This window comes from Mesorhizobium sp. J8, from assembly GCF_016591715.1.
Classification (GTDB): domain Bacteria; phylum Pseudomonadota; class Alphaproteobacteria; order Rhizobiales; family Rhizobiaceae; genus Mesorhizobium.
This window is the reverse complement of sequence record NZ_AP024109.1, coordinates 6,272,356-6,297,425: the sequence shown is the minus strand read 5'-3', so window position 1 is coordinate 6,297,425 and position 25,070 is coordinate 6,272,356. Positions and strand designations below refer to the sequence as shown.

Here is a 25,070-nt window from a genome sequence, read left to right as displayed (position 1 = left end):
AACATGATCGGCAAGCTGAAGGGCACGCTGGAGGAGATCGACGAGGACAGCTGCGTCATCGACGTGCACGGCGTCGGCTATGTCGCCCATTGCTCGGCGCGCACGCTTGCCGCGCTGCCCTCGCCGGGGGAGGCGGTGGTGCTGTTCATCGAGACCTATGTGCGCGAGGACATGATCCGGCTCTATGGCTTCCAGACCGGACTGGAACGCGAGTGGTTCCGTCTGCTGATGAACAATGTGCAGGGCGTCGGCGCCAAGGTGGCGTTGGCGGTGCTGTCGACGCTGGCGCCGGCCGACCTCGCCAACGCGATCGCGCTGCGCGACATCGCCATGGTTTCCCGCGCGCCCGGCGTCGGCAAGAAAGTGGCCGAGCGCATAGTAACCGAATTGCGCAGCAAGGCGCCTGCCTATGCGGGCGCGGCCACCGGCACGATCGGCCTCAAGCAGGAGCTCGGCGAAGGGGTGGCGGCAGCGCCGATCACGGATGCGGTCTCGGCACTGGTCAATCTCGGCTATTCGCGCGACATCGCCGCGAACGCGGTTGCGGCGGCGTTGAAGTCGGCCGGCGAGGGCGCGGATGCGTCCAAGCTGATCCGCTTCGGCCTGAAGGAACTGGCGCGGTGAGATGGTTGCTGAAAAAGCAAATTCCGACTATCGTATAGACAGTAGGAAATTTCTCAGAAAGTAAGTAGATGGGCGCGCTTGCCAGCCTCACATCGAAGGGCCAGCTTACAATTCCAAAAGACGTGCGGGACGCATTGTCGCTTAAGGCCGGCGACATGATCGCCTGGACGGTCGTGGATGGCTATCTGGTCGGGACACCGCGTAATCTCGATTTTGCCGACCTTGCTGGATTTCTGGGCGATCCGCCTGGTGGCCCAGCCTCGCTGGAAGAGATCGACGCCGCGGTGCGGGATGCCGTCGGCCGACATGTAGTCGGAGACAAGCCCAAGGGCGGGCAAGAGGGCGGCGCGTGACATCCGTTGGCATCGATACCAATGTTTTGCTTCGAATGGTGCTGAACGATGATCCGGAGCAACGGGCAAGAGCGCTGGCGTTCGGCCAGGGTCTTAACGAAGAAAAACTCGGCTTTGTGAGTTTGATCGTCCTGGTCGAGTTCAGTTGGTCTTTGCTCTCGCGCTACAGGATGCCCAAGGAGCAAGTGCAGGCTGCAATTCAGCGGCTGTTGAAGGTCAAAACGTTAGCTTTCGAGGATTTCGATGCCATCGTGGTTGCGCTCGAACGATCGAGTTCACCGCAGGTGGACTTTGCCGATGCGCTGATCGCGGAGCACAATCGAAATTTAGGTTGCTCGCATACGGTTACGTTCGATCAGCGTGCCGCCAAGTCAATTCTTGGGATGGAACTGCTGGCATGAGCCTTTCGCCCCGCCTCATTGCCCCCGACAAGCGCGGCGAGGATGCCGACCAGACGCTGCGGCCACAGTCGCTCGACGAGTTCGTCGGCCAGGCGGCGGTGCGCGCCAATCTCAAGGTCTTCGTCGATGCCGCCAGGAGCCGCGGCGAGGCGCTCGACCATGTGCTGTTCGTCGGCCCGCCCGGGCTCGGCAAGACGACGCTGGCGCAGATCATGGCGCGCGAGCTCGGCGTCAATTTCCGCTCCACCTCCGGCCCGGTCATCGCCAAGGCCGGCGATCTGGCGGCGCTGCTCACCAATCTCGAGGAACGCGACGTCCTCTTCATCGACGAGATCCATCGCCTCAATCCGGCGGTCGAGGAAATCCTCTATCCGGCGATGGAGGATTTCCAGCTCGACCTCATCATCGGCGAAGGCCCGGCGGCGCGTTCGGTCAAGATCGACCTTGCCCGTTTCACGCTGGTCGCAGCGACGACGAGGCTCGGGCTCCTGACCAATCCGCTGCGCGACCGCTTCGGCATCCCGGTGCGGCTCAATTTCTACACGGTCGAGGAGCTGGAGCAGATCGTGCGGCGCGGCGCACGGATTCTCTCGATGCCGCTCGGCGATGACGGCGCGGTGGAGATCGCGCGCCGCGCGCGCGGCACGCCGCGCATCGCCGGCCGGCTGTTGCGCCGCGTGCGCGATTTCGCCAGCGTCGCCGGCGCCGCGCATGTCGACAGGAAGGTCGCCGACGAGGCGCTGACCAGGCTAGAGGTCGACGCGCTCGGCCTCGACGCGCTCGACCGCCGCTATTTGTCGATGATCGCGCGCAATTTCGGCGGCGGGCCGGTCGGCATCGAGACGATCGCGGCCGGGCTCTCCGAACCGCGCGACGCGATCGAGGACATCATCGAGCCCTATCTCATCCAGCAGGGCTTCATCCAGCGCACGCCGCGCGGCCGCGTGCTGACCGCCAATGCCTGGCGCCATCTCGGGCTCGATCCGCCGAAGGACATCGCCCAGCAGCAGATCAGCCTGTTCCAGGAAGAGTAACGCGGATTTGTTCGCCGTTCGGCCGCGCAACGGGCCGATCTGCGCAGAATCTGCGCGCCTTCGCCTAGCTCAGGGCGCAATTGATGCCTTTAAGGCAGTTACCTGATAGAATTCCAAGGCTTGGGCTGATCCATGATCACCAGACGCGCTTTCCTGCGCCTTGTCGGCGGCTCGGCCTTCGCGATGGTGTCGCTCGGCGCCTATGCGGTAGGCATCGAGCCGATGCTGCTGACGCATGTGAAGCGCTACACGCTGACGCCGCCGCATTGGCCGGCCGGGCTCAAGCTGCGTGTCGTGGCGCTTGCCGACATTCATGCCTGCCGGCCATGGATGACGCCGGAACGGATCGCAGCGCTTGCCGAACAGGCCAATGCGCTGCAGCCGGATCTGATCGTGCTGCTCGGCGACTATACCGCTGGAACAAAGCTGGTTACGGGTCACGTGCGCGTGGCGGAATGGGCCGAGGCTTTGTCCGGGCTGAAGGCGCCGCTTGGCGTGCTGTCCATCCTTGGCAATCACGACTGGTGGACCGATTTCTTTGCGCAGCGCTCGGAAGCGGGGCCGACCCAGTCGCGCAAGGCGCTCGAGCATGTTGGTATTCCAGTGATGGAAAACGACGTGGTCCGGCTGGAAAAGGACGGGCATGGTTTCTGGATCGCCGGGCTTGCCGACCAGCTCGCGCTGTTGCCGAACAAGGCCAAGGGGCGCGACAGCTTCCAGGGCTTCGACGATCTCCCCGGCACCCTGGCCAAGATCCAGGGGAGCGACCCGATCATCCTGCTTGCGCACGAGCCCGACATTTTCATGAAGGTGCCGGAGCGAGTATCGCTCACCTTGTCCGGGCACACGCATGGCGGACAGGTGCGGCTGTTCGGCTATTCGCCGGTGGTGCCTTCGGATTACGGCAACCGGTTCGCCTACGGCCATGTCGTGGAGGACGACCGTAACCTGATCGTTTCCGGCGGGCTCGGTTTCAGCATCCTGCCGGTGCGTCTTGGTGTGCGGCCCGAGATCCTCCAGATCGACCTCGGTTGAGATGTGTCGACACGCCTCGCTGCCTTACCGCAGCGACCTGATCATATCCATCACGTCGGGTTCCGCCTTTTCGCCATCGAAGGCGTCGACGATGCCGAAGGCGCCGCCATAGCTCCACACCGACCAGGAAAAGCCATGCGCCTCGGCGCGGGCTATCATGTCGCGCACATAGGCGGCGCGGTACGCCGCCGGCATGACGAAGCCGTTGCCGTATTCCTTGCGGATCATGCCGAATTCGCCGAGCGTGATATCCTGCGGCTTGACGCCGTTGGCCTTCGCCCAGGCGTCGACCGTCGCGAACGGCGCATCCATCACGCCAAGCAGCTTTTCGGGGCTGTCCATCGTCGCCACCTGCTCGTCGAGATAGGCGAGCAGACCGCTCCGCCGCGTCCAGGGCGCCTCGGCCTTGATCCGGTCGCGTATCGTGTCCAGCCTCATGTCCAGCTCTGCCTTCGGAACGGCCGTCAGCGGATAGGGCAGGCCGGTAACATAGGGGATGAAGTCGCCGGCCCAGCTTGCGCCCTGATGCGTCAAAAGGAACGGATCGTAGGCATGGAAATCCCAGATGATGTTGTCGTCGGCAATCGCCCTGGGATCGATCCTGGCCAGCGACTCTGCGTTCGAATAGCAGCCGCCGGTCAGGATCAGCGTAAGCCCCGTGGCGGAGGCGCGCGCGGCCGCGAACAATTGCTTCTGGCGGTCGGGCCAAAGGTTGGAGCCATTGGCCTCGCAATCGACCAGCGGCTCATTCATCAATTCCAGCGCGACAAGTTTCGGATCCTCCCTGGCCAAGGTCCGCGCCATCTTGCGCACCAGCTCGGTATAGGTCTCGAAGACGGCCGGGTCGTGCATGACCTCGCTCATGCCGATCTTGCGATTACCCCCGGCGGGAATCAGATGCAGATCGACGACCACCTTCAGGCCGGCGCGGTTGATCATGCGCGCCGAATCCAACACGCTGGCAAAGAGGTCGTCGCGAAGCGCCACGGTCCGGTCCGAGAGAAAGGGCGCAGGATCGACTGGCATGCGCAGAAAATCGAGGCCGGCATCCTTGAGCGCCCTGAGGTCGCTCTCCTTGAGGAATTTGCGCCATTCCGGAAAAGGCAGGGTCGCCTGGCGATCGCCCCATTTGTCCTCGGCCGGCCAGGTCACCCACTGGTCGAGATTGAGGCCGCGCTTTATCGAGAAGGTCGCTGCTCCGGCGGGCAACGACAAAGCAGCAAACGCAAGCGCCGCCATCAAGGTCTTGATCATCGTGCCCAACAGTGCCATCCCGTTCCCGCGCGAGAACACCTGCCTGCTCGGGCCAGAAAAGGAAAGCGCGATGGACGATCATGGTGAATCGGCGGCGCTCAGCGCCGGGCTTTCCGGAGCGCTGACGGATTTCGGCCACCGGTTGATGGCCAGGGTCTACTATGCCGACACCGATTTCTCCGGCGTCGTGTATCACGCGCGCTATCTCGAATTCCTCGAACGCGGCCGCTCCGACTATCTGAGGCTGGCCGGCGTCCATCACACCGAACTCCTGGACGGCAAGCATGGCGAACGCATCGTCTGGGTGGTGCGGCGCATGGAGATCGACTTCCGCTCGCCGGCGCGCATGGACGATATCCTCACCATCGACACGCGCACCGACGACATTTCCGGCGCTCGCATCTTCATGGGCCAGCAGTTGAAACGCGGCGGCGACGTGCTGGTCGAGGCGAAAGTCGAAGCGGCGATCGTCGGCGAAAGCGGCCGCCCGAAGCGGTTTCCGAAGGAGTGGATTGCGGCTTTTATGCCTCGGGTACGCTGATATTCAGGTGATGCCGGCCTGCGAATGATGGCTTCCTGCGCTTCCGGTGCTCACGTACTTCAAGTACGCTCCGCTCCGGTTCTCGGAAGCCATCGTTCTCGGCTCGGCCTGACCTGAATCTCAGCATACCCTTGCCACGGCGCTCGCTGATTGGTCGCCCGCCAAGCGCGGCAATGCGCCGCGCCTTACGTCCTAACCCATCCTTAACCATAACGGTTCATGAAGGAATTGGCGAAGATTGGCGCAATTCCTGCGCCTTCCTTTCACCAATATTTGCCTCGAAAAGGCCGCGAAACGGTGCATTCGGGGCTTATCCCGCAAGCTTCAAGCTTCGCGCGATCGGACCAAAGGGATGCCCATGGGCCAGCCGCCAGCGATGCCCGGAAAATCTTAAGGACTTAAGTCATGGAAAACATCGCACTCGCCGATCCGGCAGCGCATTTATCGATCTGGGCGTTGTTCATGCAGGCCGGCTGGGTGGTCAAGCTGGTCATGATCGGCCTGCTCTGCGCCTCGATCTGGACCTGGGCGATCATCATCGACAAGCTTGTGGCCTATAGCCGTATGCGCCTCGCTCTCAATCGCTTCGAGCAGGTGTTCTGGTCGGGACAGTCGCTCGAGGAGCTCTACCGCACGCTGGCCGACCGCAAGACCACCGGCATGGGCGCGATCTTCGTCGCCGCCATGCGCGAATGGAAGAAGAGTTTCGAAAAGGGCGCGAAATCGCCGCTGGCGCTGCAGACGCGCATCGACAAGGCCATGGACCTGGCATTGACGCGCGAGATGGAAAGGCTGGAGGGCCGCCTCGGCTTCCTTGCCACCACCGGCTCGGCCGCGCCCTTCATCGGCCTGTTCGGCACCGTCATCGGCATCATGACCTCGTTCCAGGCGATCGCCGCGTCGAAAAACACCAGCCTGTCGGTGGTGGCGCCCGGTATCGCGGAAGCGCTGCTCGCGACCGCGATCGGCCTGCTCGCGGCCATTCCGGCGGTCATCGCCTACAACAAGCTGTCATCGGATGCGAACAAGCTCGGCGTGCGCATGGAAGGGTTCTCGGACGAGTTCTCCGCCATACTCTCGCGCCAAATCGATGAAAAAGTAGCGCAGAAGGCCTGAGGAACGATCATGGGGATGTCTGCTGCTGGCGCAGGTGGCACGGGGCGAGGCGGGCGCGGCCATAGGCGCCGTGGCCGTCACCATGCGCTGATGTCGGAAATCAACGTCACGCCGATGGTCGACGTGATGCTGGTGCTCTTGATCATCTTCATGGTCGCGGCGCCGCTCTTGACCGTCGGGGTGCCTATCGACCTGCCGGACACGCAGGCCAAGGCGATGAACGTCGACACGCAGCCGATCACCGTGTCGATCAACGCCGCCGGCCAGATCTATCTGCAGGAAACCGAGATCCCGATCGAGGAGCTGGTGGCCAAGCTGCAGGCGATTTCCAAGACCGGCTATGACGAGCGCATCTTCATTCGCGGCGACAAGTCGACCGACTACGGCACGGCGATGAAGGTCATGGCTCGCATTTCGGCGGCCGGCTACAAGAATATCGGCCTGGTCTCGCTGCAGGAACAGGATCAGTAGGCGCGCCAGATGCGGACCGGTCTCACCTCTTCGGTGATCTTGCATGCGGTGGCGCTGGCCTTCGGGCTGTTCACGCTGTCGTCGCCGCCGGCCATGCCTGCCTCCGACGTGGAATCGGTGGCGGTCGACATCGTGCCGATGGAAGCTGTGGCGCAAACGCTGCAAGGCGACAAGAAGGCGGTCATGCATGACAAGCCGGCGCCTGTTCCGACAAAGCGCCCCGACGTCGTTCCGGATGCCAAGAAGGTCGGCGAGAACACCGTCGACACCGACAAGCCGGTGACGGACGAAGCCAAGCCGAAGCCGGTCGACAAGACGGCGGCGCCGCCGCCCGCGCCGACGCCGACGGAGAAGCCGGCGGTCGAGGACGTGCCGAAGCCGCAGGAGAAGCCCAAGCCGACGCCTGCGACGGAAGTCGCGCCGACGCCGACGCCGAAGGAAGAGGTCAAGCCCGAGCCGGTCAAGCAGACCGAGCCCAAGCCGACGCCCGCCAAGGAGCCGACGCCCGCGCCGCAGCCGGACAAGACCGCCGCCATCCAGAAGGAAGAGGTCAAGCCCGACGCGGTGGCGGAAGCGATCTCGCAGGATCAGCCGACCGAGGAAGCAAAGCTTCCGGATTCGGCACCGGCACCGGAAGCGCGGCCGAAGCCGCAGCCGGCCCAGGCCGAGAGCGCCAAGGCACCTGATCGCAAGGACGCCGAAAAGCCGGTGAAGGAAGCGTCCTCCAAGAAGAAATCGGACGAGAAGCAGTTCAACGCTGACGAGATAACGGCCCTGCTCGATAAGCAGAAACCGTCCGGCGGCGGCGCCAAGCGCTCGACCCAGCAGGCTTCGCTCGGTGGTGAAAAGGATCAGGGCCAGAAGCTCTCCAGGTCGGAGCAAGGCGCGTTGGAGGATCAGCTCGGCGGTTGCTGGACCCTTCCGGTCGGCCTCGAAGGCTCCGAGAACTTCACTGTGGTCATCCGTTTCAACCTCAATGCCTCCGGCAAGCTGGAGGGCCGCCCGACCGTCGAGAAGTCCAGCGGCAACGCCCAGTTCGACGCCAGCGCGGTTCGCGCCGTGCAGAAATGCGACGTCGCCGGGCTGCAGGTTCCCGCCGGAAAGCAAGACATCTGGTCCGACATTCGCGTCAACTTCGATCCGAGAGCGATGCTTGGCCTCTAAGCCTGAGCGTCCAAAAAATCAGCAAGAGAAGCGAGAAGACATGAAATCCATCCTCAAGCCGCTCCTGATAGTCGCCGCGATGGCGATGGGCATAAGTTCCCTCGCCATCTTGCCTGCCCAGGCAACTCTCGAGCTGAACGTCAACAAAGGCAATGTCGAGCCGATGCCGATCGCCATCCCCGATTTCCAGGGGGGGCTTGGCCCGCAGATATCGGAGATCGTCACAGCCGATCTGAAACGGTCGGGACTGTTCGCGCCGATCGACAAGGCCGCCTTTGTCGAAAAGATCACGAATCCGGACGCCACGCCCCGCTTCGACGACTGGAAGGTCATCAACGCGCAGGCGCTGGTTACCGGCAGCGTGAGCAAGGAGGCGGATGGCCGCATCCGGGCCCAGTATCGCCTGTGGGATATTTTCGGCAACCAGCAGTTGGCCGGTGAGCAGTTTTTCGCCAACGACGCAAATCAACGCCGTGTGGCGCACATCATCGCCGACGCGATTTATGAGAAGATCACCGGCGAAAAAGGCTATTTCGACACACGCGTCGTCTTCGTCGACGAATCCGGCGCCAAGAACGCGCGCAAGAAGCGCCTCGCCATCATGGACCAGGACGGCGCCAATGTGCGCTATCTGTCGGACGGCCGCGCGATCGTGCTGACGCCGCGCTTCTCGCCGAACCGGCAGGAAATCACCTACATGTCCTATGAGAGCGGGCAGCCGAAGGTCTATCTCTTGCAGATCGAGACCGGACAGCGCGAGCTGGTCGGCAATTTCCCGGGCATGACATTCGCGCCGCGCTTTTCGCCCGACGGCCAGAAAGTGATCATGAGCCTGCTGCGCGACGACGGCAACTCCAACATCTTCGCCATGGACCTGAGAAGCCGCTCCACCACGCGGCTGACCGACTCGACCGCGATCGACACCTCGCCCTCCTATTCGCCGGACGGCTCGCAGATCGTCTTCACCTCCGACCGCGGCGGCGGCAGCGGCCGCTCGCAGATCTACGTCATGGGCGCGGACGGCTCCAACCCGCACCGCATCTCCTTCGGCGATGGCGTCTATTCGACGCCGGTCTGGTCGCCGCGCGGCGACCTCATCGCCTTCACCAAGCAGAGCGGCGGCGAATTCCAGATCGGCGTCATGAAGACGGATGGCTCGGGCGAGCGCATCCTGTCCTCCGGCTTCCAGCAGGAGGGGCCGACCTGGGCGCCGAACGGTCGCGTCTTGATGTTCTTCCGCGACTCAGGCGGCGGACCGAAGCTGGTTTCGGTCGATCTGACTGGCCGCAATGAGCAGCCGATCCCGACCGCGAACTATGCTTCGGATCCGGCTTGGTCGCCGTTGCTGGACTGAGGGAAGGGAAGAAGAGGAATTGAAGAACTGAAGAATGGAGAAAGAGGGCAGCTACATCAAGCGCGCGAAGGACTTGGAAGTCTATCGGCGCGCTTATGCGGTTTCCCTTGAGCTTCACAGGGCGACACTCGTCTTTCCGAAAATCGAACAATACGCATTGGCCGACCAAATGCGCCGATCCAGCAAGGCCATCTGCGCCAATCTGGCGGAGGGCTTCGCCAAGCAAACCCATTCCAGACCCGAATTCGCGCGGTTCATTTCGATGGCTATGGGATCCTGTAGCGAAGTTGAAACGTGGATTTCTTATGCGTTCGACCTTGGCTACATCACACAAGCGCAGCGCGACGAATGGCTGCATGCCTATGTCCATATATACGGAATGCTGGTGAATCTGAGGGAGAGGCTGAAGTGAGCCTTTCTTCAATTCCTCAATTCTCCAATTCCTCTTTTTCACAGCCTCGTCGCGTTTTAGCCGCATTTCCGCCTACGGTCCGCGCGCAATGTCCTCCCTGGTAAAGCGTGGGGCGTAGCAGTCGCGGAGGGCGGCTCGAAACCAAAAATTAACCCTGTTTCTTGAACGGCGGTTAACCCAAACGTGGTTACTGGGTGATCAACGAAATCACTCGAATGCGAAGGAGAGGCGGCATGGGCCGTATCGCAGCACTTACCCGCAACCCGGCGATGATCGCTCTGGTGGCAGCGCTTGCCATTACCGGTTGCGCCTCGAAGAAGACCCCGAACAGCGCGGCCGACCTCGGCCTCAACGGTGCCGGCGCGGCCACGCCCGGCTCGGCGCAGGACTTCACCGTCAACATCGGCGACCGCATCTTCTTCGACACCGACTCGTCGTCGATCCGCGCCGATGCGCAGACCACGCTGTCGCGCCAGGCGCAGTGGCTCAACCAGTATCGTCAGTATGCGATCGTCATCGAAGGCCATGCCGACGAGCGCGGCACGCGCGAGTACAATCTGGCGCTGGGCGCCCGCCGCGCCGCCGCCACGCGCGACTTCCTGATCTCCAAGGGCGTCTCCGCCGGCCGCCTGAAGACCATCTCTTACGGCAAGGAGCGTCCGGTCGCGGTCTGCGACGACATCTCCTGCTGGTCGCAGAACCGCCGCGCCGTCACGACGCTCTCGGGCGCCGGTTCCTAAGAGACAGGCGCTGCAGCATCACGCCGACGCGGGCGACAAAAATACAACATTCCGAAATGAAAGGGCGGTCTCCGGACCGCCTTTTTCATTTGCAACAAACCGAAACAAAATTTGGCCGAAGTCTCGCGTCCTGCTATGAGCGCGAGCGCGCTTGCTCCCACTGTTTGATTTGGAAAGGCGCATCAGGCCAACACATCCACCGCGAGAGACAGAATGCATTTCAGAACGGTCCTGAGCGGCACGCTTGCGCTGCTGCTCGTATCAAGCCTCCCAAGCCTCGCCGCGTCGGCCGACAGCGCCGGACGGGGTTCCGACAGCGGATTCACCTTCCACCTTCCGACACTCGGCATCTTCGGCGACAAAAAGAAGCCGGAACAAGCGCAACTTGCACAGGACAACAGCGGTGGCATGACGGGTCTGGAAGACCAGCTGCGCCAGTTGAACGGCAAGATCGAGGAGATGAATTTCCAGATCCTGCAGATGCAGGAACAAATCCGCAAGCAGCAGGAAGACAACGAATTCCGCTTCCAGCAACTCGAGGGCGGCGCGCAAGGCGGCGCCAAGCCGGCCGGCCAGAAGAAATCGGAAGCCGCGCCCCAGGATGGAAACAGCAATGGCGGCAACACCAATCTCGGCGATGCCGGTACCGGGGATTCCGGCACCGGCGACGCCGGCACCGACAGCAGCGTCGCCCAGGCCCCGGCGATGCAGGCACCGGCCGACACCGGCGGGCAAAATAGCGGCGGCAAGACCGTCGGCGACGTCATCGTGGAGTCGCAAACCGGCGACCCCGGCAAGCTGATCACCGGCGCGCCGCCGAAGAATTTCGGCACCATCACCGTCGATAAGAACGGCAACGTGGTCAATGCCGAGTCCGACCCGCAGGCCAGCGCGCCGGCGCAGGCTCCGGCGGCAACCGCTCCTTCCGCGGAAACGCCGGCCAGGAAGAACAAGGCCGGCGGCACGCAGGTCGCGGCCCTGCCGTCGACCAACGATCCGGACGAGCTCTACCGCAATTCCTACCAGTTCATCCTGTCGGGCGATTATCCGACCGCCGAGCAGGGGTTTCGCGACCATATTTCGCGCTTCCCCAAGGATGCCAAGGCGGCGGACGCGCATTACTGGCTGGGCGAGTCGCTGCTCGGCCAGCAGAAATACCGGGACGCGGCGGAGGTCTTCCTGGCCGCCAGCAAGGATTATCCCAAGGCCAAGAAGGCGCCTGACATGCTGCTCAAGCTCGGCGTTTCGCTGGTGGGCCTGAAGCAGAACGACGTGGCCTGCGCCACCTTCAACGAGATCGGCAAGCGCTATCCCGACGTTTCCGGCACGCTCAAGGAGCGCATCAAGCAGGAAAAGGCACTGGCGGCGTGCTGACGCCCGATACCAAACCCGACCTTTCAGACAGACTTTTCACCGATCTGGACTTTTCGAGCGGCGCCGTTGCAGCCGTATCCGGCGGCAGCGACTCGACCGCCCTTCTTCTCCTCCTCAAAGATCATCTCGACCGGGCCGCATCGGGCGCCAAGCTGCTCGTGGTGACGATCGATCACGGCTTGCGGCCGGACTCGGCCGTCGAGGCGCGGCAGGTCGCCAATTTCTGCGCCGAGCGCGGCATCATGCATCGCATTCTCGCCTGGCGCGGCGACAAGCCTGCAAGCGGCCTGCCTGCGGCGGCGCGCGAGGCGCGCTACCGACTGCTTGCCGAAGCAGCCGGTGCCGAAGGCATCCAGCTGATCCTGACCGGCCACACCGCCGACGACCAGGCCGAGACGGTGCTGATGCGCCAGGCGCGCGACGATGACGGCCGCGGTCTCGCCGGCATGGCGCCCGCCACGCTGCACGACTGGCGGACATGGATCGTCCGGCCGCTGCTCGGCATAAGGCGCGCGGCGCTGCGCGACATGCTGCGGCATCGCAAGATCGGCTGGATAGAGGACCCGACCAATAGGGATAGCCGCTTCGAGCGGCCGCGCGTGCGGGCGAAGCTCTTGGCGGGTGAAGGCGAACGACGCATCGCGGAGGCGTTGGCACGCTCGCAGCAGGCGGCTTTCCTGCGCCAGGACATTGGTCGCCGCGCCGCCATGCTTATCGACGCCCTTGCCGACAGACCGTGTGCGGGCCTCATCCGCCTCGATCGTGATTTCGCCGGGCAGGAGGATGGCGAGGCGGCCATCTATGCGCTGCGCATCCTTTTGGCCGCCGTCGGCGGCGTGTCCTTTCTTGCCGACGAGGCGCGCTGCGCCGCGCTGTTTTCCCGTCTGCGGCTGGGATCGCTTCGCGCCACATTGTCGCGGACGGTGGTCGACGCGCGCCGCACAGGCATTTTCCTCCACCGCGAAAACCGCAACCTGCCCGTCCCGGCGCCGCCGGTTGACAACCGGCTCTGGGACAATCGCCTCCGCATCAGTTTGAAAGAAGGCATCACTTTGAAAGACAGGCCGGGCGATTTGGTGATCGCGCCGCTGGGGCCCGCCGCCGCCAGGCGAGCCTCACCGAGCGAGATTCCACAAAGCCTCGCACGCGCGGCGCTGGCTGCGGAGCCTTCGTTATGGTCTAACGGCGAACACGTTGATTTTACTGGTGATGCCGGCCCACGGTCGATCTCAATCGATCCGGTGGTCGCCCCCTTCGCGCGCTTCCTGCCGTCCTTCGATCTCAAGCCCGCCGCCGCCATCGCGGCGCTTGTCGGCGCGCCGCCTTTGCCGGCGCCGCCATTCCTCGGCCATGATGGTGGTCGAGGGTGGGCGAAAGCTTAACCGATACATGCTGTTCTGCTTGGCAAGGGGAGGCGCTCTCCCTATGTTAAGCCCAAGCTTCTCCATCATCGCGGGCTCGCAGGCGAGCCCCAACGGGACAATAGATGAATCCGAATTATCGCAACCTCGCGCTCTGGGCGATCATAGCCGTCCTGCTCATCGCCCTGTTCAATCTGTTCCAGACGCCTCAGACGCGCGGTGCCACGACGGATATCGCCTATTCGCAGTTCCTGCAGGATGTCGCCTCCGGCCGGGTCAAGAGCGTGACCATCGCCGGCGCCCGCATCTTCGGCAATTACACGGACAACGCCAACGGCTTCCAGACCTATTCGCCAGGCGATCCGTCGCTGGTCTCCAGGCTGCAGGACAAGAACGTCACCATCACCGCCAAGCCTGAGACCGACGGCTCCAATTCGCTGTTCGGCTACTTGATCTCGTGGCTGCCGATGATCCTGATCCTGGGCGTGTGGATATTCTTCATGCGCCAGATGCAATCCGGCTCCGGTCGCGCCATGGGCTTCGGCAAGTCGAAGGCAAAGCTGCTCACGGAGGCGCATGGCCGCGTCACCTTCCAGGATGTCGCCGGCGTCGACGAGGCCAAGGAAGACCTTGAGGAGATCGTCGAGTTCCTGCGCGATCCGCAGAAGTTCCAGCGCCTCGGCGGCAAGATCCCGCGCGGCGTGCTCTTGGTCGGCCCGCCCGGCACCGGTAAGACGCTGCTCGCCCGCTCGGTCGCTGGCGAGGCCAACGTGCCGTTCTTCACCATTTCCGGCTCGGACTTCGTCGAGATGTTCGTCGGCGTGGGCGCAAGCCGCGTGCGCGACATGTTCGATCAGGCCAAGAAGAACGCGCCCTGCATCATCTTCATCGACGAAATCGACGCGGTCGGCCGCCATCGCGGGGCCGGCCTCGGCGGCGGCAATGATGAGCGCGAGCAGACGCTGAACCAGCTGCTGGTCGAGATGGACGGTTTCGAGTCCAACGAGTCGATCATCCTGATCGCGGCCACCAACCGGCCCGACGTGCTGGACCCGGCATTGCTGAGGCCCGGCCGCTTCGACCGTCAGGTCGTGGTGCCGAACCCCGACATCGTCGGCCGCGAAAAGATCCTCAAGGTGCATGTGCGCAACGTTCCGCTGGCGCCCAATGTCGACCTCAAAGTCATCGCGCGCGGCACGCCCGGCTTCTCCGGCGCCGACCTGATGAACCTCGTCAACGAATCCGCGCTGATGGCGGCGCGCCGCAACAAGCGGCTTGTCACCATGGCCGAGTTCGAGGACGCCAAGGACAAGATCATGATGGGCGCCGAGCGCCGCTCGTCGGCGATGACGCAGGCCGAGAAGGAGCTGACCGCCTATCACGAGGCCGGCCACGCCATACTGGCGCTCAACGTGCCGACGGCCGATCCGCTGCACAAGGCGACCATCATCCCGCGCGGCCGCGCGCTGGGCATGGTCATGCAGCTGCCGGAAGGCGACCGCTATTCGATGAGCTACAAATACATGATCTCGCGGCTCGCGATCATGATGGGCGGCCGCGTCGCCGAGGAGTTCAAGTTCGGCAAGGAGAACATCACCTCTGGCGCCTCCTCCGACATCGAGCAGGCGACCAAGCTGGCGCGCGCCATGGTCACGCGCTGGGGTTTCTCCGATAAGCTCGGCCATGTCGCCTATGGCGACAATCAGGAAGAGGTCTTCCTCGGCCATTCGGTGGCGCGCCAGCAGAACATCTCGGAAGAGACCGCGCAGATCATCGACGCCGAGGTGCGGCGGCTGATCGACGACGCCTATTCGACCGCGAAGTCGGTGCTGACCAAGAAGAAGAAGGATTGGATCGCTTTGGCCGAAGGGCTGCTCGAATACGAGACGCTGTCCGGCGACGAGATCAAGCAGTTGATCGCCGGCCACAAGCCCGCCCGCGATCTCGGCGACGACACGCCGCCCAGCCGCGGCTCGGCCGTGCCGAAGGCCGGCACCGGCGGCCGCCGCAAGAAGGGTCCCGAGCCGGAAGGCGGCATGGAGCCGCAGCCGTCAAGCTGAGGTTGGTGCGAGAAAGACTGATCGAGAAACGCCGCGGCTTGGTCCGCGGCGTTTTTGTTTGGGCATCGGAGACAAGGCAAGGCTTCCCTCGTTCTGGCGCCAGAGCATTTCACCGTTTCACGGAAACGGTGAATGCTCTATCTCCTTGTTTTTACGCAATTCCGGGCGGAAAACCGCTCACACTTTTCCTGGAATTGCTCCAGCCGTTTTTGATTTTTTATGATTCAGCTTTCAGCCGCGCATTGCAGAGGCTGTAGTAACCGCCGCCCTTCTGGATCCAGCGAAGGCCGTTCAACGTACCCGCCTCCTTGTTGTCGTGATAACCCTGCAGGCAGGTCTTCATCCGGGCCTTCGCGGGTTTTTCGGTCTTGAACTCGGCGGCGAGGGTGGTCGGGAATGTCACGCCCGCCGGCGCCACAGTGGAGGCGACCGACGCCGCGCTGGTTTCTGTTTTCTGCTGCTCCGCGGTTTTGGCCGAATCCGCGCCGACATTCTCCCCGGCGGACGTCGCGCACTTCTCCTTGCGGAAAGCGGCCCAATCCATGCCGTTCAGAGTGCCGCCTTCCTTGGCTGCCCGATAGGTCTCGCCGCATTCCTTCATCGTCAATGCGCTCGCAGGTGAGGCGTTCCACGCGACCAGTGCCGTCACGGCCAGCGCCGCCAATTTCAAACTGAACATTGAGAACCTCCTGAGTAATGATAAAGTTGACGCCCGTTTGTATACTGTTTGTTCCTGATATGTTCAATCAGAATCTTTGCGAACTACCGACAGGCCTGGGTGGTGGCAATGTGGGCAGATCGACGGTGCCGACAGTCCGACATATGCACAAAGCGAGCAGGGCCGCGGCGTGTTCGCCCGCAACAAAAAGGCCCGCGCATCTTGCGATGCGCGGGCCTTCCTCTTCGACTGTTTAGGCGATCAGCTCTTCAGCTTGGCATTGCACAGGCTGTAGAAGCCGCCGCCCTTCTGGATCCACTTCAGGCCGTTCAGCGTGTTGGCATCCTTGTTGGCATAGTACTGCTCGAGGCAGGTATGCATGCGGCCCTTGGCCGGGGTCTCGTTGGCGAATTTCGGCGAAATCGCCTTCGGGAAGGTCACGCCCTTCGGCGCCGCGACGGTCGGCTTTGCCGGCTCGCTGGTGTAGGTGGCTTCCGTCGGTGCCGGCACGGTGTCGTCATCGGCGGCGCTGGCGCCGCACTCGGCCTTGCGGAAGTCGTTCCACTTCATACCGTTCAGCTTGTTGGCGGTCTTCGCGGCCTGGTACTTGGTGCTGCATTCGGCCATGGTCAGGCCCTTGCCGCCATCGGCGGCGGCGGTGGAGGTCTTGGTCGTCGTGGCCGGGGCGGCGGCAGCCGCGGCGGTTGCGCCAGGACCGCACTCGGCCTTGCGGAAGTCGTTCCACTTCATGCCGTTGAGCGTGCCGGCGGATTTTGCAGCCTGGTACTTGGCGCTGCACTCCTTGGAGCTCAGGCCCTTGGCTGCGTCGTCGGTAGCGGCGGCGGTCTTCGCCTTCTTGGTGTCGGCGGCCTTCGTATCGGTCGCCGCCTTGGTGTCGGTCGCCGCCGAAGCATCGCTGCCGCACTGCGCCTTGCGGAACTGGTTCCAGGTCTGGCCGCCGAGCGTTCCCGCATCCTTGGCCGCGTTATACTTGGTGCTGCACTCGGCCATGGTCAGCGCGTTGGCCGGCGCCGCCATGAACAAGGTTGCGACGGCGAGACCCGTCAAAGCTGCAAGTCTATGAATAAGCATGGCGTTTTCTCCCTTGCTGCCGCCAATAAGTGTCCCTATGCCAAATCAATAGCTCTCAATGTGCGGTTGCGCCAGATGCTTCCGGCGCGGGGCGCGTCACAAAGTGTGTTGCTCCCGATATGGTGATGAATTGCTTGCGGGTTCGCCGCTGCCCAAGGTTTACCGGTGGATAGGGCGCCGACAAGCCTCGCGTGGGCAGGTGCAGCGCCGCCAAGCCAAAGGTGGTGATAGGCCGTCGAACCACTTGCCCCGCCCGCGACAATGTTTTTCTAAGGATTGGTAATATATAATCACGAAATTTGATGATCGGATGCGGCCCAATTGTGGCAATACGGGCGGCTGAAAACCCGATGGGGACTTAAGCATGGCAGGTCAGTATTTCGGCACGGACGGCATTCGCGGTCGCGCCAACAAATTTCCGATGACGGCAGAGGTCGCCATGCGCGTCGGCATGGCCGCCGGGCTCTCGTTCCAGCGCGGCAATCATCGTCACCGCGTCGTGCTCGGCAAGGATACGCGGCTTTCCGGCTACATGATCGAGAACGCCATGGTGGCCGGGCTGTGCGCCGCCGGCATGGACGTCTTCCTGCTCGGCCCGATCCCGACGCCCGCCGTCGCCATGCTGGTGCGCTCGCTGCGCGCCGACATCGGCGTGATGATCTCGGCCTCGCACAATCCTTATTACGACAACGGCATCAAACTGTTCGGGCCCGACGGCTACAAGCTTTCCGACGAGATCGAGGAGCGCATCGAGAGCATGCTCGACAAGGACATCGAGCTTGCGCTCGCCGATTCCGACGGGCTCGGCCGGGCCAAGCGCGTCGATGGCGTGCATGACCGCTATATCGAATTCGCCAAGCGCACGCTGCCGCGCTCGATGTCGCTTTCGGGCCTGAGGATCGTCGTCGACTGCGCCAACGGCGCGTCCTACAAAGTGGCGCCCGAGGCGCTGTGGGAACTCGGCGCCGAGGTGGTGGCGATCAATGTCGAGCCGAACGGCTTCAACATCAACAAGGAGTGCGGCTCGACCCATCCGGCCGGCCTGCAGAAGAAGGTGCATGAGGTGCGCGCCGACATCGGCATCGCGCTGGACGGCGACGCCGACCGCGTCGTCATCGTCGACGAGAACGGAGCGATCGTCGACGGCGACCAGATCATGGCGCTGATCGCCGAATCCTGGTACCAGAGCGGACGGCTGGCCGGCGGCGGCGTCGTCTCCACCGTGATGTCCAATCTCGGCCTGGAACGCTTCCTCGGCGACATGAAGCTGCAGCTTCATCGCACCAAGGTCGGCGACCGCTATGTGGTCGAACATATGCGCGCGCATGGCTTGAATGTCGGCGGCGAGCAGTCTGGTCACATCGTGCTTTCCGATTTCTCGACCACGGGCGACGGCCTGGTCTCCGCCTTGCAGGTGCTGGCCTGCATCAAGCGGCAGAATCGCCCGGTCAGCGAATTGTCGAAGAAGTTCGAGCCGGTGCCGCAGCTTCTGAAGAATGTCCGCGTCTCCGGCGGCAAGCCGCTCGAGGAGGCGACGGTCAAGGCGGCGATCGAGGAAGGACGCAACCGGCTTGGCAAGTCCGGCCGCCTCGTCATCCGGCCCTCGGGCACCGAGCCGCTCATCCGCGTCATGGCCGAGGGCGACGATCCGCAACTGGTCGAGGCCGTCGTCAACGACATCGTCGGCATCCTGCAGGAAACCCGCAGCGCCGCCTGAACCCGTACGCCGGGCTTACTCAGGTCACCGAGCCCGCCGTCTGGCGGGCTTTTTCGTCGATGGGGAGCCGTTCGGACAACGGGGTTCCCTCTAAAATTGTATAGATTCGTGGTTAATCGGTACGGTTAAACGGCTTTTAACCTTTGCAATTCATTATCCACACCCGAGGCAACCATCTTCGGGCGGCGTCGTCCCGAGGCTTCTTAGGGGTGATGCATGTTCAATATAAAGAGAATGGCAGTGCTTGCCGCGCTGTTCGCGGGGCTAGCCGGCCCGGCGCTGGCGGCCGATCTTCCGCAGCCGATCGAAGAGGCTCCGCCGCCGGTCGTCGAAGCGCAGCCCATCGATGTCGGCGGCTGGTACATCCGCGGCGACATCGACTATCACAAGTCGACCGTGCGCGGCATCGACTATATGACCTATGCCGTCGATCCCTGTAACTGTTCGGTCACTCCCGGCAGCAAGAGCTTCGATTTCGGCAAGCTGAAGGGCGGCTTCTCGCTCGGCGGCGGTGTCGGTTACAAGGTCAATGACTACTTCCGCACGGACGTGACCGCCGACTACTGGTTCAAGTCGAATTTCAACGGCGGAACTTCGGATCTCAGCGGCGCAACGTCGGTTGAAGTGTCGAAGATGAGCGCCCTGCTGCTGCTCGCCAACGCCTATGTCGATATCGGCACCTGGCACGGTATCACGCCCTATGTCGGCGCCGGTATCGGCGGCGCGCACATCAAGTGGGACACTGTCCACGATCCGAACACCACCGAGACCAATCCGGGCTCCTCCAACTGGCGCTTCGCCTACGCCCTCATGGCCGGCGCATCCTACTGCCTGACCGACAGGGTGATCCTCGACGCCGGCTACCGCTTCACCCACATCCAGGGCGGCCGCATGTTCGAATGGAGCCCGACCAGCACGGGTCCGGGCTTCGACCGCGGCATCAACACGCATGAGGTGCGCGGCGGCCTGCGCTACCAGTTCGGCGGCAACAATGGCTGCGCCGCACCGGTGGTCGCCTATCAGCCGGAACCGGAACCGATCTACACCAAGTAATCGCTTTCTAGGGCGTTCACCGTTTCGCAGAAACGGTGAACGCCCTCTCTCTTGCTTTACGCTATTCCGACGGAAAACCGCTCACACTTTTCCTGGAATTGCTCTAGATCCTCGATTGAAAGCCGCCCGGCGCCAGCCGGGCGGCTCTTCGTTTGTGCAACGGCGATAAATATCGATCGAAATCAATTCGGTAACCGGCTGTTATCCTTAACCGGCACTTAACCACTATGGTTAACAATAGGATCTTGAAACGGCGCCTGCGTTCGTGATTGGCGCCAATTTCAGGAGCCGGGGACCATGATATCCAGATCGCGTATCGCGTCAGCGCTTGCCGCAATCATCCTGTTGCCGATGACGCCGGCGCTGGCGGCGGACTACGATCCGCCGATCTATGTCGACCAGGCGCCGGACTACCAGCCCGTCGAAGTCGGCTCGGGCTGGTACCTGCGCGGCGATGTCGGTTATGCCTTCAGCCATCCGTTCGAACACAGGGAGGTGTCCTCCGGCCCTCTTAACAGCTTCAGCGACGAGGCCAGCCTCTTCACCGGCAGCATCGGTATGGGCTACCACATCAACGATTATCTCCGGGTCGAGTTGAACGGCGGGATTCTGCCAACCGACAAATTCAAAGAAAGCGCCAAGCTGGCGGCGACCTGCAACGGACATACGCTGGTGGACGATGGTTTCGGCACCATCAATTCCGTCGCGGCCACCCAGGCATGCGACCTCACCGATAACGCTTCCAACAAAGGCTACAGCATCATGGCCAACGGCTATGTTGATCTGGGCACTTATGTCGGGATCACTCCATATCTCGGCGGCGGCATCGGTCTCGCCTACAATAAATACTATAGGAGTATAGGGGCGCGCGACTGTATTGAGGTTGCCCCTAATTCTGCCGGCACAGGCGGGTTTACCTGCGACGACCCCGCAGGATACGAAGGTCAGACCGACACGGAGGGCAAATTCAATTTTGCGTACTCGATCGGCGGCGGCCTATCCTACCAGGTGACCAAAAACGTGTCTGTCGACCTCGGCTACGAGTATTTTTCGGTGCCGGGTGCCAAGTATGTCGCGTATGACGGTGGAGCCTTCAACATCCACAAGGGCATCGACTACCAGACAGTCAAACTCGGATTGCGCTACGACCTCTGGTAAGCAGCAAGGCCGACTATTAGACAGCGACGGCGGATCGGTCAGTCCGCCGTTTCCTGTTTCACTCGTCACCGTGATGTGAAGCCAGTGTCCCGTCCGCGACAAAAACTTTGCTCTTGACGCCGAAGCTCTGAGCGCATATCGCCGTCCGTGGGCCACCCCTCCCCAACGAGGGGCCACTATCTGGAAGGATAGACCACGATGACGACACCTACCAAGCCCGGACTCCGTCCGGCAAACCCCAATTTCTCTTCAGGTCCCTGCGCAAAACGTCCCGGCTGGTCGGCCGAGGCGCTGAAAGCCGCCGCGCTCGGGCGATCCCACCGCGCCAAGATCGGCAAGGCCAAGCTCGAACAGGCGATCGAGCTGACGCGCGAGATCCTCAAGGTTCCCGCGAACTATCGCATCGGCATCGTGCCGGCGTCGGACACCGGCGCGGTCGAGATGGCGCTGTGGTCGCTGCTCGGCGAGCGCGGCGTCGACATGGTCGCCTGGGAAAGCTTCGGCTCTGGCTGGGTGACGGATGTCGTCAAGCAGCTCAAGCTCGCTGACGTGCGCAGGTTCGAGGCCGGCTACGGCAAGCTGCCCGACCTCAAGCAGATCGATTTCGATCGCGACGTGGTCTTCACCTGGAACGGCACCACCTCCGGCGTGTGCGTGCCGAACGGCGATTTCATTCCGGCCAACCGCGAGGGCCTGACCATCTGCGACGCGACCTCGGCGGCGTTCGCGCAAAGGCTCGATTTCGAGAAGCTCGATGTCGTCACCTTCTCCTGGCAGAAGGTGCTGGGCGGCGAGGGCGCGCATGGCATGCTGATCCTGTCGCCGCGCGCCGTCGAGCGGCTGGAGACCTACAAGCCGGCCTGGCCGCTGCCGAAGATCTTCCGCCTCACCTCGGGCGGCAAGCTGATCGAGGGCATCTTTAAGGGCGAGACCATCAACACGCCTTCGATGCTGTGCGTGGAGGATTATCTCGATGCTCTTCAGTGGGCGAAGTCGATCGGCGGCCTGGAAGCGCTGATCGCCCGTGCCGACGCCAATGCCGCGGTGCTCGACCGGTTCGTGGCGAAGTCGCCCTGGCTCGGCCATCTCGCCGTCGATCCGGCGACGCGCTCGAATACGTCCGTGTGCCTTTCCTTCACCGATCCGGATGTTGCGGCGCTCGACGCCGACGGCCAGGCGGCCTTCGCCAAGGGGATCGTGTCGGCGCTCGAGAAGGAAGGCGTCGCCTACGACATCGGCTCCTACCGCGATGCTCCGCCCGGCCTGCGCATCTGGTGCGGCGCAACCGTCGAGGGCGCCGATCTCGAAGCGCTGCTGCCCTGGCTCGACTGGGCCTTCGCTACGCAGAAGGCGTCGCTGAAAGCAGCGGCCTGAGTTCCATGGCGGCCCCGGGCCGCCATTTCCCGACATTTCCACGTCAAGGAGGCCGCAATGGCGCCCCGCGTTCTCGTTTCGGATAAACTTTCAACCACCGCCGTGCAGATCTTCAAGGATCGCGGCATCGACGTCGACTATCTGCCCGATCTCGGCAAGGACAAGGAAAAGCTCGCCGAGGTGATCGGCCAGTATGACGGTCTCGCCATCCGCTCGGCGACCAAGGTCACCGAGAAGCTGATCAATGCTGCCAGCAGGCTCAAGGTCGTCGGACGCGCCGGCATCGGCGTCGACAATGTCGATATCCCGGCCGCCAGCCGCAGGGGTATCATCGTGATGAACACGCCCTTCGGCAATTCGATCACCACGGCCGAGCATGCCGTCGCGATGATCTTCGCCCTGGCGCGGCAGATCCCGGAGGCCAATGCCTCGACGCACGCCGGCAAATGGGAAAAGAACCGCTTCATGGGCATCGAGATTACCGGCAAGACGCTCGGCGTGATCGGCTGCGGCAATATCGGCTCGATCGTCGCCACACGCGGCGTCGGTCTGAAGATGCATGTGATTGCCTTTGACCCGTTCCTTTCGGACAGCCGCGCCGAGGAGCTCGGCGTCGAGAAGGTCGAGCTCGACGAGCTCTTCGCCCGCGCCGATTTCATCACCTTGCACACGCCGCTGACCGACAAGACGCGCAACATCATCGACGCGGCCGCGATCGCCAAGATGAAGGACGGTGTGCGCATCATCAATTGCGCCCGCGGCGGGCTGGTCGTCGAGGCCGACCTGGTCGCGGCGCTGAAGAGCGGTAAGGTGGCCGGCGCCGGCATCGACGTCTTCGAGGTCGAGCCGGCGGAGAACAACCCGCTGTTCGGCATGGAGAATGTCGTGGCGACCCCGCATCTCGGCGCCTCGACCACCGAGGCGCAGGAGAATGTCGCGCTGCAGGTGGCCGAGCAAATGAGCGACTATCTCATCAAGGGCGCCGTCTCCAATGCCATCAACATGCCCTCGATCACCGCGGAGGAGGCGCCGCGGCTGAAACCCTTCGTCAAGCTCGCCGAAGTGCTCGGCGCCTTTGTCGGTCAGGTCACCGAGGACCCGATCAAGGAGGTCGAGATCCTGTTCGACGGCTCGACTGCGACGATGAACACGCGCGCGCTGGTGAGCGCCGCCCTTGCCGGCCTCATCCGGCCGCAGGTCTCAGACGTCAACATGGTGTCGGCGCCGATCATGGTGAAGGAGCGCGGCATCATCGTCGCCGAGGTCAAGCGCGACAAGTCGGGCGTGTTCGACGGCTATATCAAGCTCACCGTCAAGACCGAGCACATGACGCGCTCGATCGCCGGCACCTGCTTCTCCGACGGCAAGCCGCGCTTCATCCAGATCAAGGGCATCAATCTCGACGCCGAGGTGGGCCAGCACATGCTCTACACGACCAATGCCGACGCGCCGGGCATCATCGGCCTGCTCGGCACCGTCTGCGGCGAGAACGGCGTCAACATCGCCAACTTCCAGCTCGGCCGCAACCGGCCGGGCGGCGATGCGATCGCGCTGCTTTACCTCGATGCGCCCTTCCCGGAAAAGGTGCTGGAGCAGGTGCGCGCGCACAAGTCGATCGATTCGGCGAAACGGCTGCGCTTCGACGTCGGCGCCGAGTAGCCGTGCCGGTCGATAGAATCGAAACGGCCCGCCTGCGGCTCCAGGCGGGCCGCTAATTTATGATATGGCCGTCACCCGGCGGCTGCTTGGTGCATGATTTGAGACATCACCCTGCCTGCAGCGCTGCTCGGCTGCCGCTGTACTCGGCAAGCGCGATGCCGCCGAGGACCAGCGCCAGCGCGAGGGCCTGATAGGGCTGGAACTGCTCGCCGACGATCAGCACCGAAAGCAGCGTGCCGAAGATCGGCACGAGGTTGATGAACAGCCCGGCGCGGTTGGCGCCGATCAGCTCGTTGCCCTTGATGTAGAGAACCTGAGAGACGACCGAAGCGCCGAGCGCGGTGTAGAGCGTGAGCGCCCATCCGCTTGCGTCCGGCATGACGGCGCGGCCGGCCACGATCTCCCAGACCAGGAACGGCACGGATACCAGCAGCGCGGCGATCGACAACGCCAGCATGAAACTTTGCCAGCGGATTGCCGGCTTGAGGCGCAGTCCCACCGAATAGAGGCTGTAGCAAAGCACCGCGACGAGCATGATGGCGTCGCCGAAATTGAGGTCGAGCTTCAGCAGCTGGCCGAGGTCGCCATGGCTGGCGGTCAGCGCGACGCCGACGATGGTGAGCACGACGCCGACGATCTGCAGAGGCTGCACGCGCAGCCTGAACAGCACGAAATTGGCAAGGATGATGACAATCGGGATGGCTGCCTGCTCGATCGAGACGTTGATGGCGGTCGTATAGTTGAGCGCGGTGTAGAAGATGACGTTGAAGATGGTGAAGCCGCAAGCGCCGAGCCCGGCAAGCAGCTTCCAGTGGCTGCGCACTTCGGGCCAATCCTCGCGCAGCGTCCGCCAGCCGACGGGCAGCAGGATCAGCACCGCCATCACCCAGCGCAGGAACACCAGCGTCATCGGCGAGACATGGCCGACCGCAAGCTTGCCCGCCACCGAATTGCCGCCCCACAAGAGCATGGTCGACAGAAGGAACAGATAGGCGGCTCGGTGCATGGAGGATCCGGCCCTGCAGGATATTCGAGGGTTCAGGCCGACCTAGAGCGGCGGCGGCG

24 protein-coding genes are annotated in these 25,070 nt (G+C 63.3%); 20 read left to right on the top strand and 4 right to left on the bottom strand.

The genetic code is table 11. From position 1 onward, the window contains the following. Positions 1-3 precede the first annotated feature (3 nt). The 5 genes from ruvA (at position 4) to MJ8_RS30105 (ending at position 3,447) form a co-directional block, all read left to right on the top strand. Positions 4-624: a Holliday junction branch migration protein RuvA gene (ruvA, locus tag MJ8_RS30125; RefSeq protein WP_201412181.1), complete on the top strand. Its 621-nt coding sequence runs from the start codon at positions 4-6 to the stop codon at positions 622-624. A 68-nt stretch (positions 625-692) separates the two neighbouring features. Next, positions 693-977 carry an AbrB/MazE/SpoVT family DNA-binding domain-containing protein gene (locus MJ8_RS30120; RefSeq protein WP_201412180.1) on the top strand — a complete coding sequence of 95 codons (285 nt, stop codon included), beginning with the start codon at positions 693-695 and terminating at the stop codon, positions 975-977. Next, positions 974-1,378 (top strand): PIN domain-containing protein, encoded by a 405-nt coding sequence (locus MJ8_RS30115; protein ID WP_201412179.1) that lies wholly within the window; start codon positions 974-976, stop codon positions 1,376-1,378. Before MJ8_RS30120 ends, MJ8_RS30115 begins: the two co-directional genes overlap by 4 nt. Then, the gene (gene ruvB, locus MJ8_RS30110; protein WP_201412178.1) at positions 1,375-2,412 is read left to right on the top strand and encodes a Holliday junction branch migration DNA helicase RuvB; all 1,038 of its coding nucleotides are present in this window, start codon (positions 1,375-1,377) and stop codon (positions 2,410-2,412) included. The genes MJ8_RS30115 and ruvB overlap by 4 nt, the downstream gene beginning before the upstream one ends. 132 nt (positions 2,413-2,544) lie before the next feature. After that, a complete protein-coding gene (locus MJ8_RS30105) occupies positions 2,545-3,447 on the top strand; it encodes a metallophosphoesterase (protein ID WP_201412177.1) in 903 nt (300 codons plus the stop codon). Positions 3,448-3,471: 24 nt separating this feature from the next. Here the strand turns inward: MJ8_RS30105 and MJ8_RS30100 are convergent, their stop codons facing one another. Next, positions 3,472-4,719, bottom strand: a complete 1,248-nt coding sequence (locus MJ8_RS30100; RefSeq protein ID WP_201412176.1) for a glycoside hydrolase family 5 protein — start codon at positions 4,717-4,719, stop codon at positions 3,472-3,474. A gap of 52 nt (positions 4,720-4,771) precedes the next feature. Here MJ8_RS30100 and ybgC point away from each other — a divergent pair, with 52 nt between their 5' ends. The 10 genes from ybgC to ftsH all read left to right on the top strand — a co-directional run bounded on the left by ybgC (position 4,772) and on the right by ftsH (position 15,294). Then, entirely contained in the window at positions 4,772-5,242 is a 471-nt protein-coding gene (ybgC, locus tag MJ8_RS30095) for a tol-pal system-associated acyl-CoA thioesterase (protein ID WP_201412175.1), read from the top strand. A 405-nt stretch (positions 5,243-5,647) separates the two neighbouring features. After that, on the top strand, positions 5,648-6,358 hold the full coding sequence (gene tolQ / locus MJ8_RS30090) for a protein TolQ (protein WP_201412174.1): 711 nt from the start codon (positions 5,648-5,650) through the stop codon (positions 6,356-6,358). Positions 6,359-6,367: 9 nt separating this feature from the next. Next, positions 6,368-6,829, top strand: coding sequence for a protein TolR (tolR, locus tag MJ8_RS30085; protein WP_140752704.1), 462 nt, complete (start codon positions 6,368-6,370; stop codon positions 6,827-6,829). 9 nt (positions 6,830-6,838) lie between these two features. Next, positions 6,839-7,993 (top strand): energy transducer TonB, encoded by a 1,155-nt coding sequence (locus MJ8_RS30080; protein WP_201412173.1) that lies wholly within the window; start codon positions 6,839-6,841, stop codon positions 7,991-7,993. A 79-nt stretch (positions 7,994-8,072) separates the two neighbouring features. Further along, entirely contained in the window at positions 8,073-9,347 is a 1,275-nt protein-coding gene (gene tolB, locus MJ8_RS30075; RefSeq protein ID WP_225248338.1) for a Tol-Pal system beta propeller repeat protein TolB, read from the top strand. Positions 9,348-9,381: 34 nt separating this feature from the next. After that, positions 9,382-9,759 carry a four helix bundle protein gene (locus MJ8_RS30070; protein ID WP_201412171.1) on the top strand — a complete coding sequence of 126 codons (378 nt, stop codon included), beginning with the start codon at positions 9,382-9,384 and terminating at the stop codon, positions 9,757-9,759. A 233-nt stretch (positions 9,760-9,992) separates the two neighbouring features. Next, complete coding sequence (pal, locus tag MJ8_RS30065; RefSeq protein WP_140752710.1) at positions 9,993-10,499, top strand: peptidoglycan-associated lipoprotein Pal; 507 nt, start codon at positions 9,993-9,995, stop codon at positions 10,497-10,499. Between the two features lie 213 nt (positions 10,500-10,712). Beyond that, positions 10,713-11,873: a tol-pal system protein YbgF gene (ybgF, locus tag MJ8_RS30060; RefSeq protein ID WP_201412170.1), complete on the top strand. Its 1,161-nt coding sequence runs from the start codon at positions 10,713-10,715 to the stop codon at positions 11,871-11,873. Further along, the gene (gene tilS / locus MJ8_RS30055; RefSeq protein WP_201412169.1) at positions 11,867-13,255 is read left to right on the top strand and encodes a tRNA lysidine(34) synthetase TilS; all 1,389 of its coding nucleotides are present in this window, start codon (positions 11,867-11,869) and stop codon (positions 13,253-13,255) included. Before ybgF ends, tilS begins: the two co-directional genes overlap by 7 nt. Positions 13,256-13,359: 104 nt before the next feature. Next, positions 13,360-15,294: an ATP-dependent zinc metalloprotease FtsH gene (gene ftsH / locus MJ8_RS30050; protein ID WP_040991702.1), complete on the top strand. Its 1,935-nt coding sequence runs from the start codon at positions 13,360-13,362 to the stop codon at positions 15,292-15,294. 217 nt (positions 15,295-15,511) lie between these two features. Here ftsH and MJ8_RS30045 read toward each other — a convergent pair whose 3' ends face one another. Both MJ8_RS30045 and MJ8_RS30040 read right to left on the bottom strand, forming a co-directional pair. Next, positions 15,512-15,973: a hypothetical protein gene (locus tag MJ8_RS30045; RefSeq protein WP_201412168.1), complete on the bottom strand. Its 462-nt coding sequence runs from the start codon at positions 15,971-15,973 to the stop codon at positions 15,512-15,514. 240 nt (positions 15,974-16,213) lie between these two features. Next, entirely contained in the window at positions 16,214-17,044 is an 831-nt protein-coding gene (locus MJ8_RS30040) for a hypothetical protein (protein WP_201412167.1), read from the bottom strand. 364 nt (positions 17,045-17,408) lie between these two features. Between MJ8_RS30040 and glmM the strand changes: the two genes are divergently transcribed. The 5 genes from glmM to serA all read left to right on the top strand — a co-directional run bounded on the left by glmM (position 17,409) and on the right by serA (position 24,005). Further along, positions 17,409-18,761 carry a phosphoglucosamine mutase gene (gene glmM, locus MJ8_RS30035; protein WP_201412166.1) on the top strand — a complete coding sequence of 451 codons (1,353 nt, stop codon included), beginning with the start codon at positions 17,409-17,411 and terminating at the stop codon, positions 18,759-18,761. 216 nt (positions 18,762-18,977) lie between these two features. Next, the gene (locus MJ8_RS30030) at positions 18,978-19,814 is read left to right on the top strand and encodes an outer membrane protein (protein WP_201412165.1); all 837 of its coding nucleotides are present in this window, start codon (positions 18,978-18,980) and stop codon (positions 19,812-19,814) included. A gap of 297 nt (positions 19,815-20,111) precedes the next feature. Beyond that, positions 20,112-20,972 (top strand): outer membrane protein, encoded by an 861-nt coding sequence (locus MJ8_RS30025; RefSeq protein WP_201412164.1) that lies wholly within the window; start codon positions 20,112-20,114, stop codon positions 20,970-20,972. A gap of 198 nt (positions 20,973-21,170) precedes the next feature. After that, the gene (locus MJ8_RS30020; protein WP_201412163.1) at positions 21,171-22,346 is read left to right on the top strand and encodes a phosphoserine transaminase; all 1,176 of its coding nucleotides are present in this window, start codon (positions 21,171-21,173) and stop codon (positions 22,344-22,346) included. Positions 22,347-22,403: 57 nt separating this feature from the next. Beyond that, complete coding sequence (gene serA / locus MJ8_RS30015; protein ID WP_201412162.1) at positions 22,404-24,005, top strand: phosphoglycerate dehydrogenase; 1,602 nt, start codon at positions 22,404-22,406, stop codon at positions 24,003-24,005. 106 nt (positions 24,006-24,111) lie between these two features. Here the strand turns inward: serA and MJ8_RS30010 are convergent, their stop codons facing one another. After that, entirely contained in the window at positions 24,112-25,011 is a 900-nt protein-coding gene (locus tag MJ8_RS30010; RefSeq protein WP_201412161.1) for a DMT family transporter, read from the bottom strand. Between the last annotated feature and the right edge of the window lie 59 nt (positions 25,012-25,070).

Bases quoted from the DNA above. Each gene is read 5' to 3' on its own strand.
- ruvA (WP_201412181.1), top strand. From the start codon at position 4: ATGATCGGCAAGCTGAAGGGCACGCTGGAGGAGATCGACGAGGACAGC.
- MJ8_RS30120 (WP_201412180.1), top strand. From the start codon at position 693: ATGGGCGCGCTTGCCAGCCTCACATCGAAGGGCCAGCTTACAATTCCA.
- ruvB (WP_201412178.1), top strand. From the start codon at position 1,375: ATGAGCCTTTCGCCCCGCCTCATTGCCCCCGACAAGCGCGGCGAGGAT.
- MJ8_RS30105 (WP_201412177.1), top strand. From the start codon at position 2,545: ATGATCACCAGACGCGCTTTCCTGCGCCTTGTCGGCGGCTCGGCCTTC.
- MJ8_RS30100 (WP_201412176.1), bottom strand. From the start codon at position 4,719: ATGGCACTGTTGGGCACGATGATCAAGACCTTGATGGCGGCGCTTGCG.
- ybgC (WP_201412175.1), top strand. From the start codon at position 4,772: ATGGACGATCATGGTGAATCGGCGGCGCTCAGCGCCGGGCTTTCCGGA.
- tolQ (WP_201412174.1), top strand. From the start codon at position 5,648: ATGGAAAACATCGCACTCGCCGATCCGGCAGCGCATTTATCGATCTGG.
- tolR (WP_140752704.1), top strand. From the start codon at position 6,368: ATGGGGATGTCTGCTGCTGGCGCAGGTGGCACGGGGCGAGGCGGGCGC.
- MJ8_RS30080 (WP_201412173.1), top strand. From the start codon at position 6,839: ATGCGGACCGGTCTCACCTCTTCGGTGATCTTGCATGCGGTGGCGCTG.
- tolB (WP_225248338.1), top strand. From the start codon at position 8,073: ATGGCGATGGGCATAAGTTCCCTCGCCATCTTGCCTGCCCAGGCAACT.
- MJ8_RS30070 (WP_201412171.1), top strand. From the start codon at position 9,382: ATGGAGAAAGAGGGCAGCTACATCAAGCGCGCGAAGGACTTGGAAGTC.
- pal (WP_140752710.1), top strand. From the start codon at position 9,993: ATGGGCCGTATCGCAGCACTTACCCGCAACCCGGCGATGATCGCTCTG.
- ybgF (WP_201412170.1), top strand. From the start codon at position 10,713: ATGCATTTCAGAACGGTCCTGAGCGGCACGCTTGCGCTGCTGCTCGTA.
- ftsH (WP_040991702.1), top strand. From the start codon at position 13,360: ATGAATCCGAATTATCGCAACCTCGCGCTCTGGGCGATCATAGCCGTC.
- MJ8_RS30045 (WP_201412168.1), bottom strand. From the start codon at position 15,973: ATGTTCAGTTTGAAATTGGCGGCGCTGGCCGTGACGGCACTGGTCGCG.
- MJ8_RS30040 (WP_201412167.1), bottom strand. From the start codon at position 17,044: ATGCTTATTCATAGACTTGCAGCTTTGACGGGTCTCGCCGTCGCAACC.
- glmM (WP_201412166.1), top strand. From the start codon at position 17,409: ATGGCAGGTCAGTATTTCGGCACGGACGGCATTCGCGGTCGCGCCAAC.
- MJ8_RS30030 (WP_201412165.1), top strand. From the start codon at position 18,978: ATGTTCAATATAAAGAGAATGGCAGTGCTTGCCGCGCTGTTCGCGGGG.
- MJ8_RS30025 (WP_201412164.1), top strand. From the start codon at position 20,112: ATGATATCCAGATCGCGTATCGCGTCAGCGCTTGCCGCAATCATCCTG.
- MJ8_RS30020 (WP_201412163.1), top strand. From the start codon at position 21,171: ATGACGACACCTACCAAGCCCGGACTCCGTCCGGCAAACCCCAATTTC.
- serA (WP_201412162.1), top strand. From the start codon at position 22,404: ATGGCGCCCCGCGTTCTCGTTTCGGATAAACTTTCAACCACCGCCGTG.
- MJ8_RS30010 (WP_201412161.1), bottom strand. From the start codon at position 25,011: ATGCACCGAGCCGCCTATCTGTTCCTTCTGTCGACCATGCTCTTGTGG.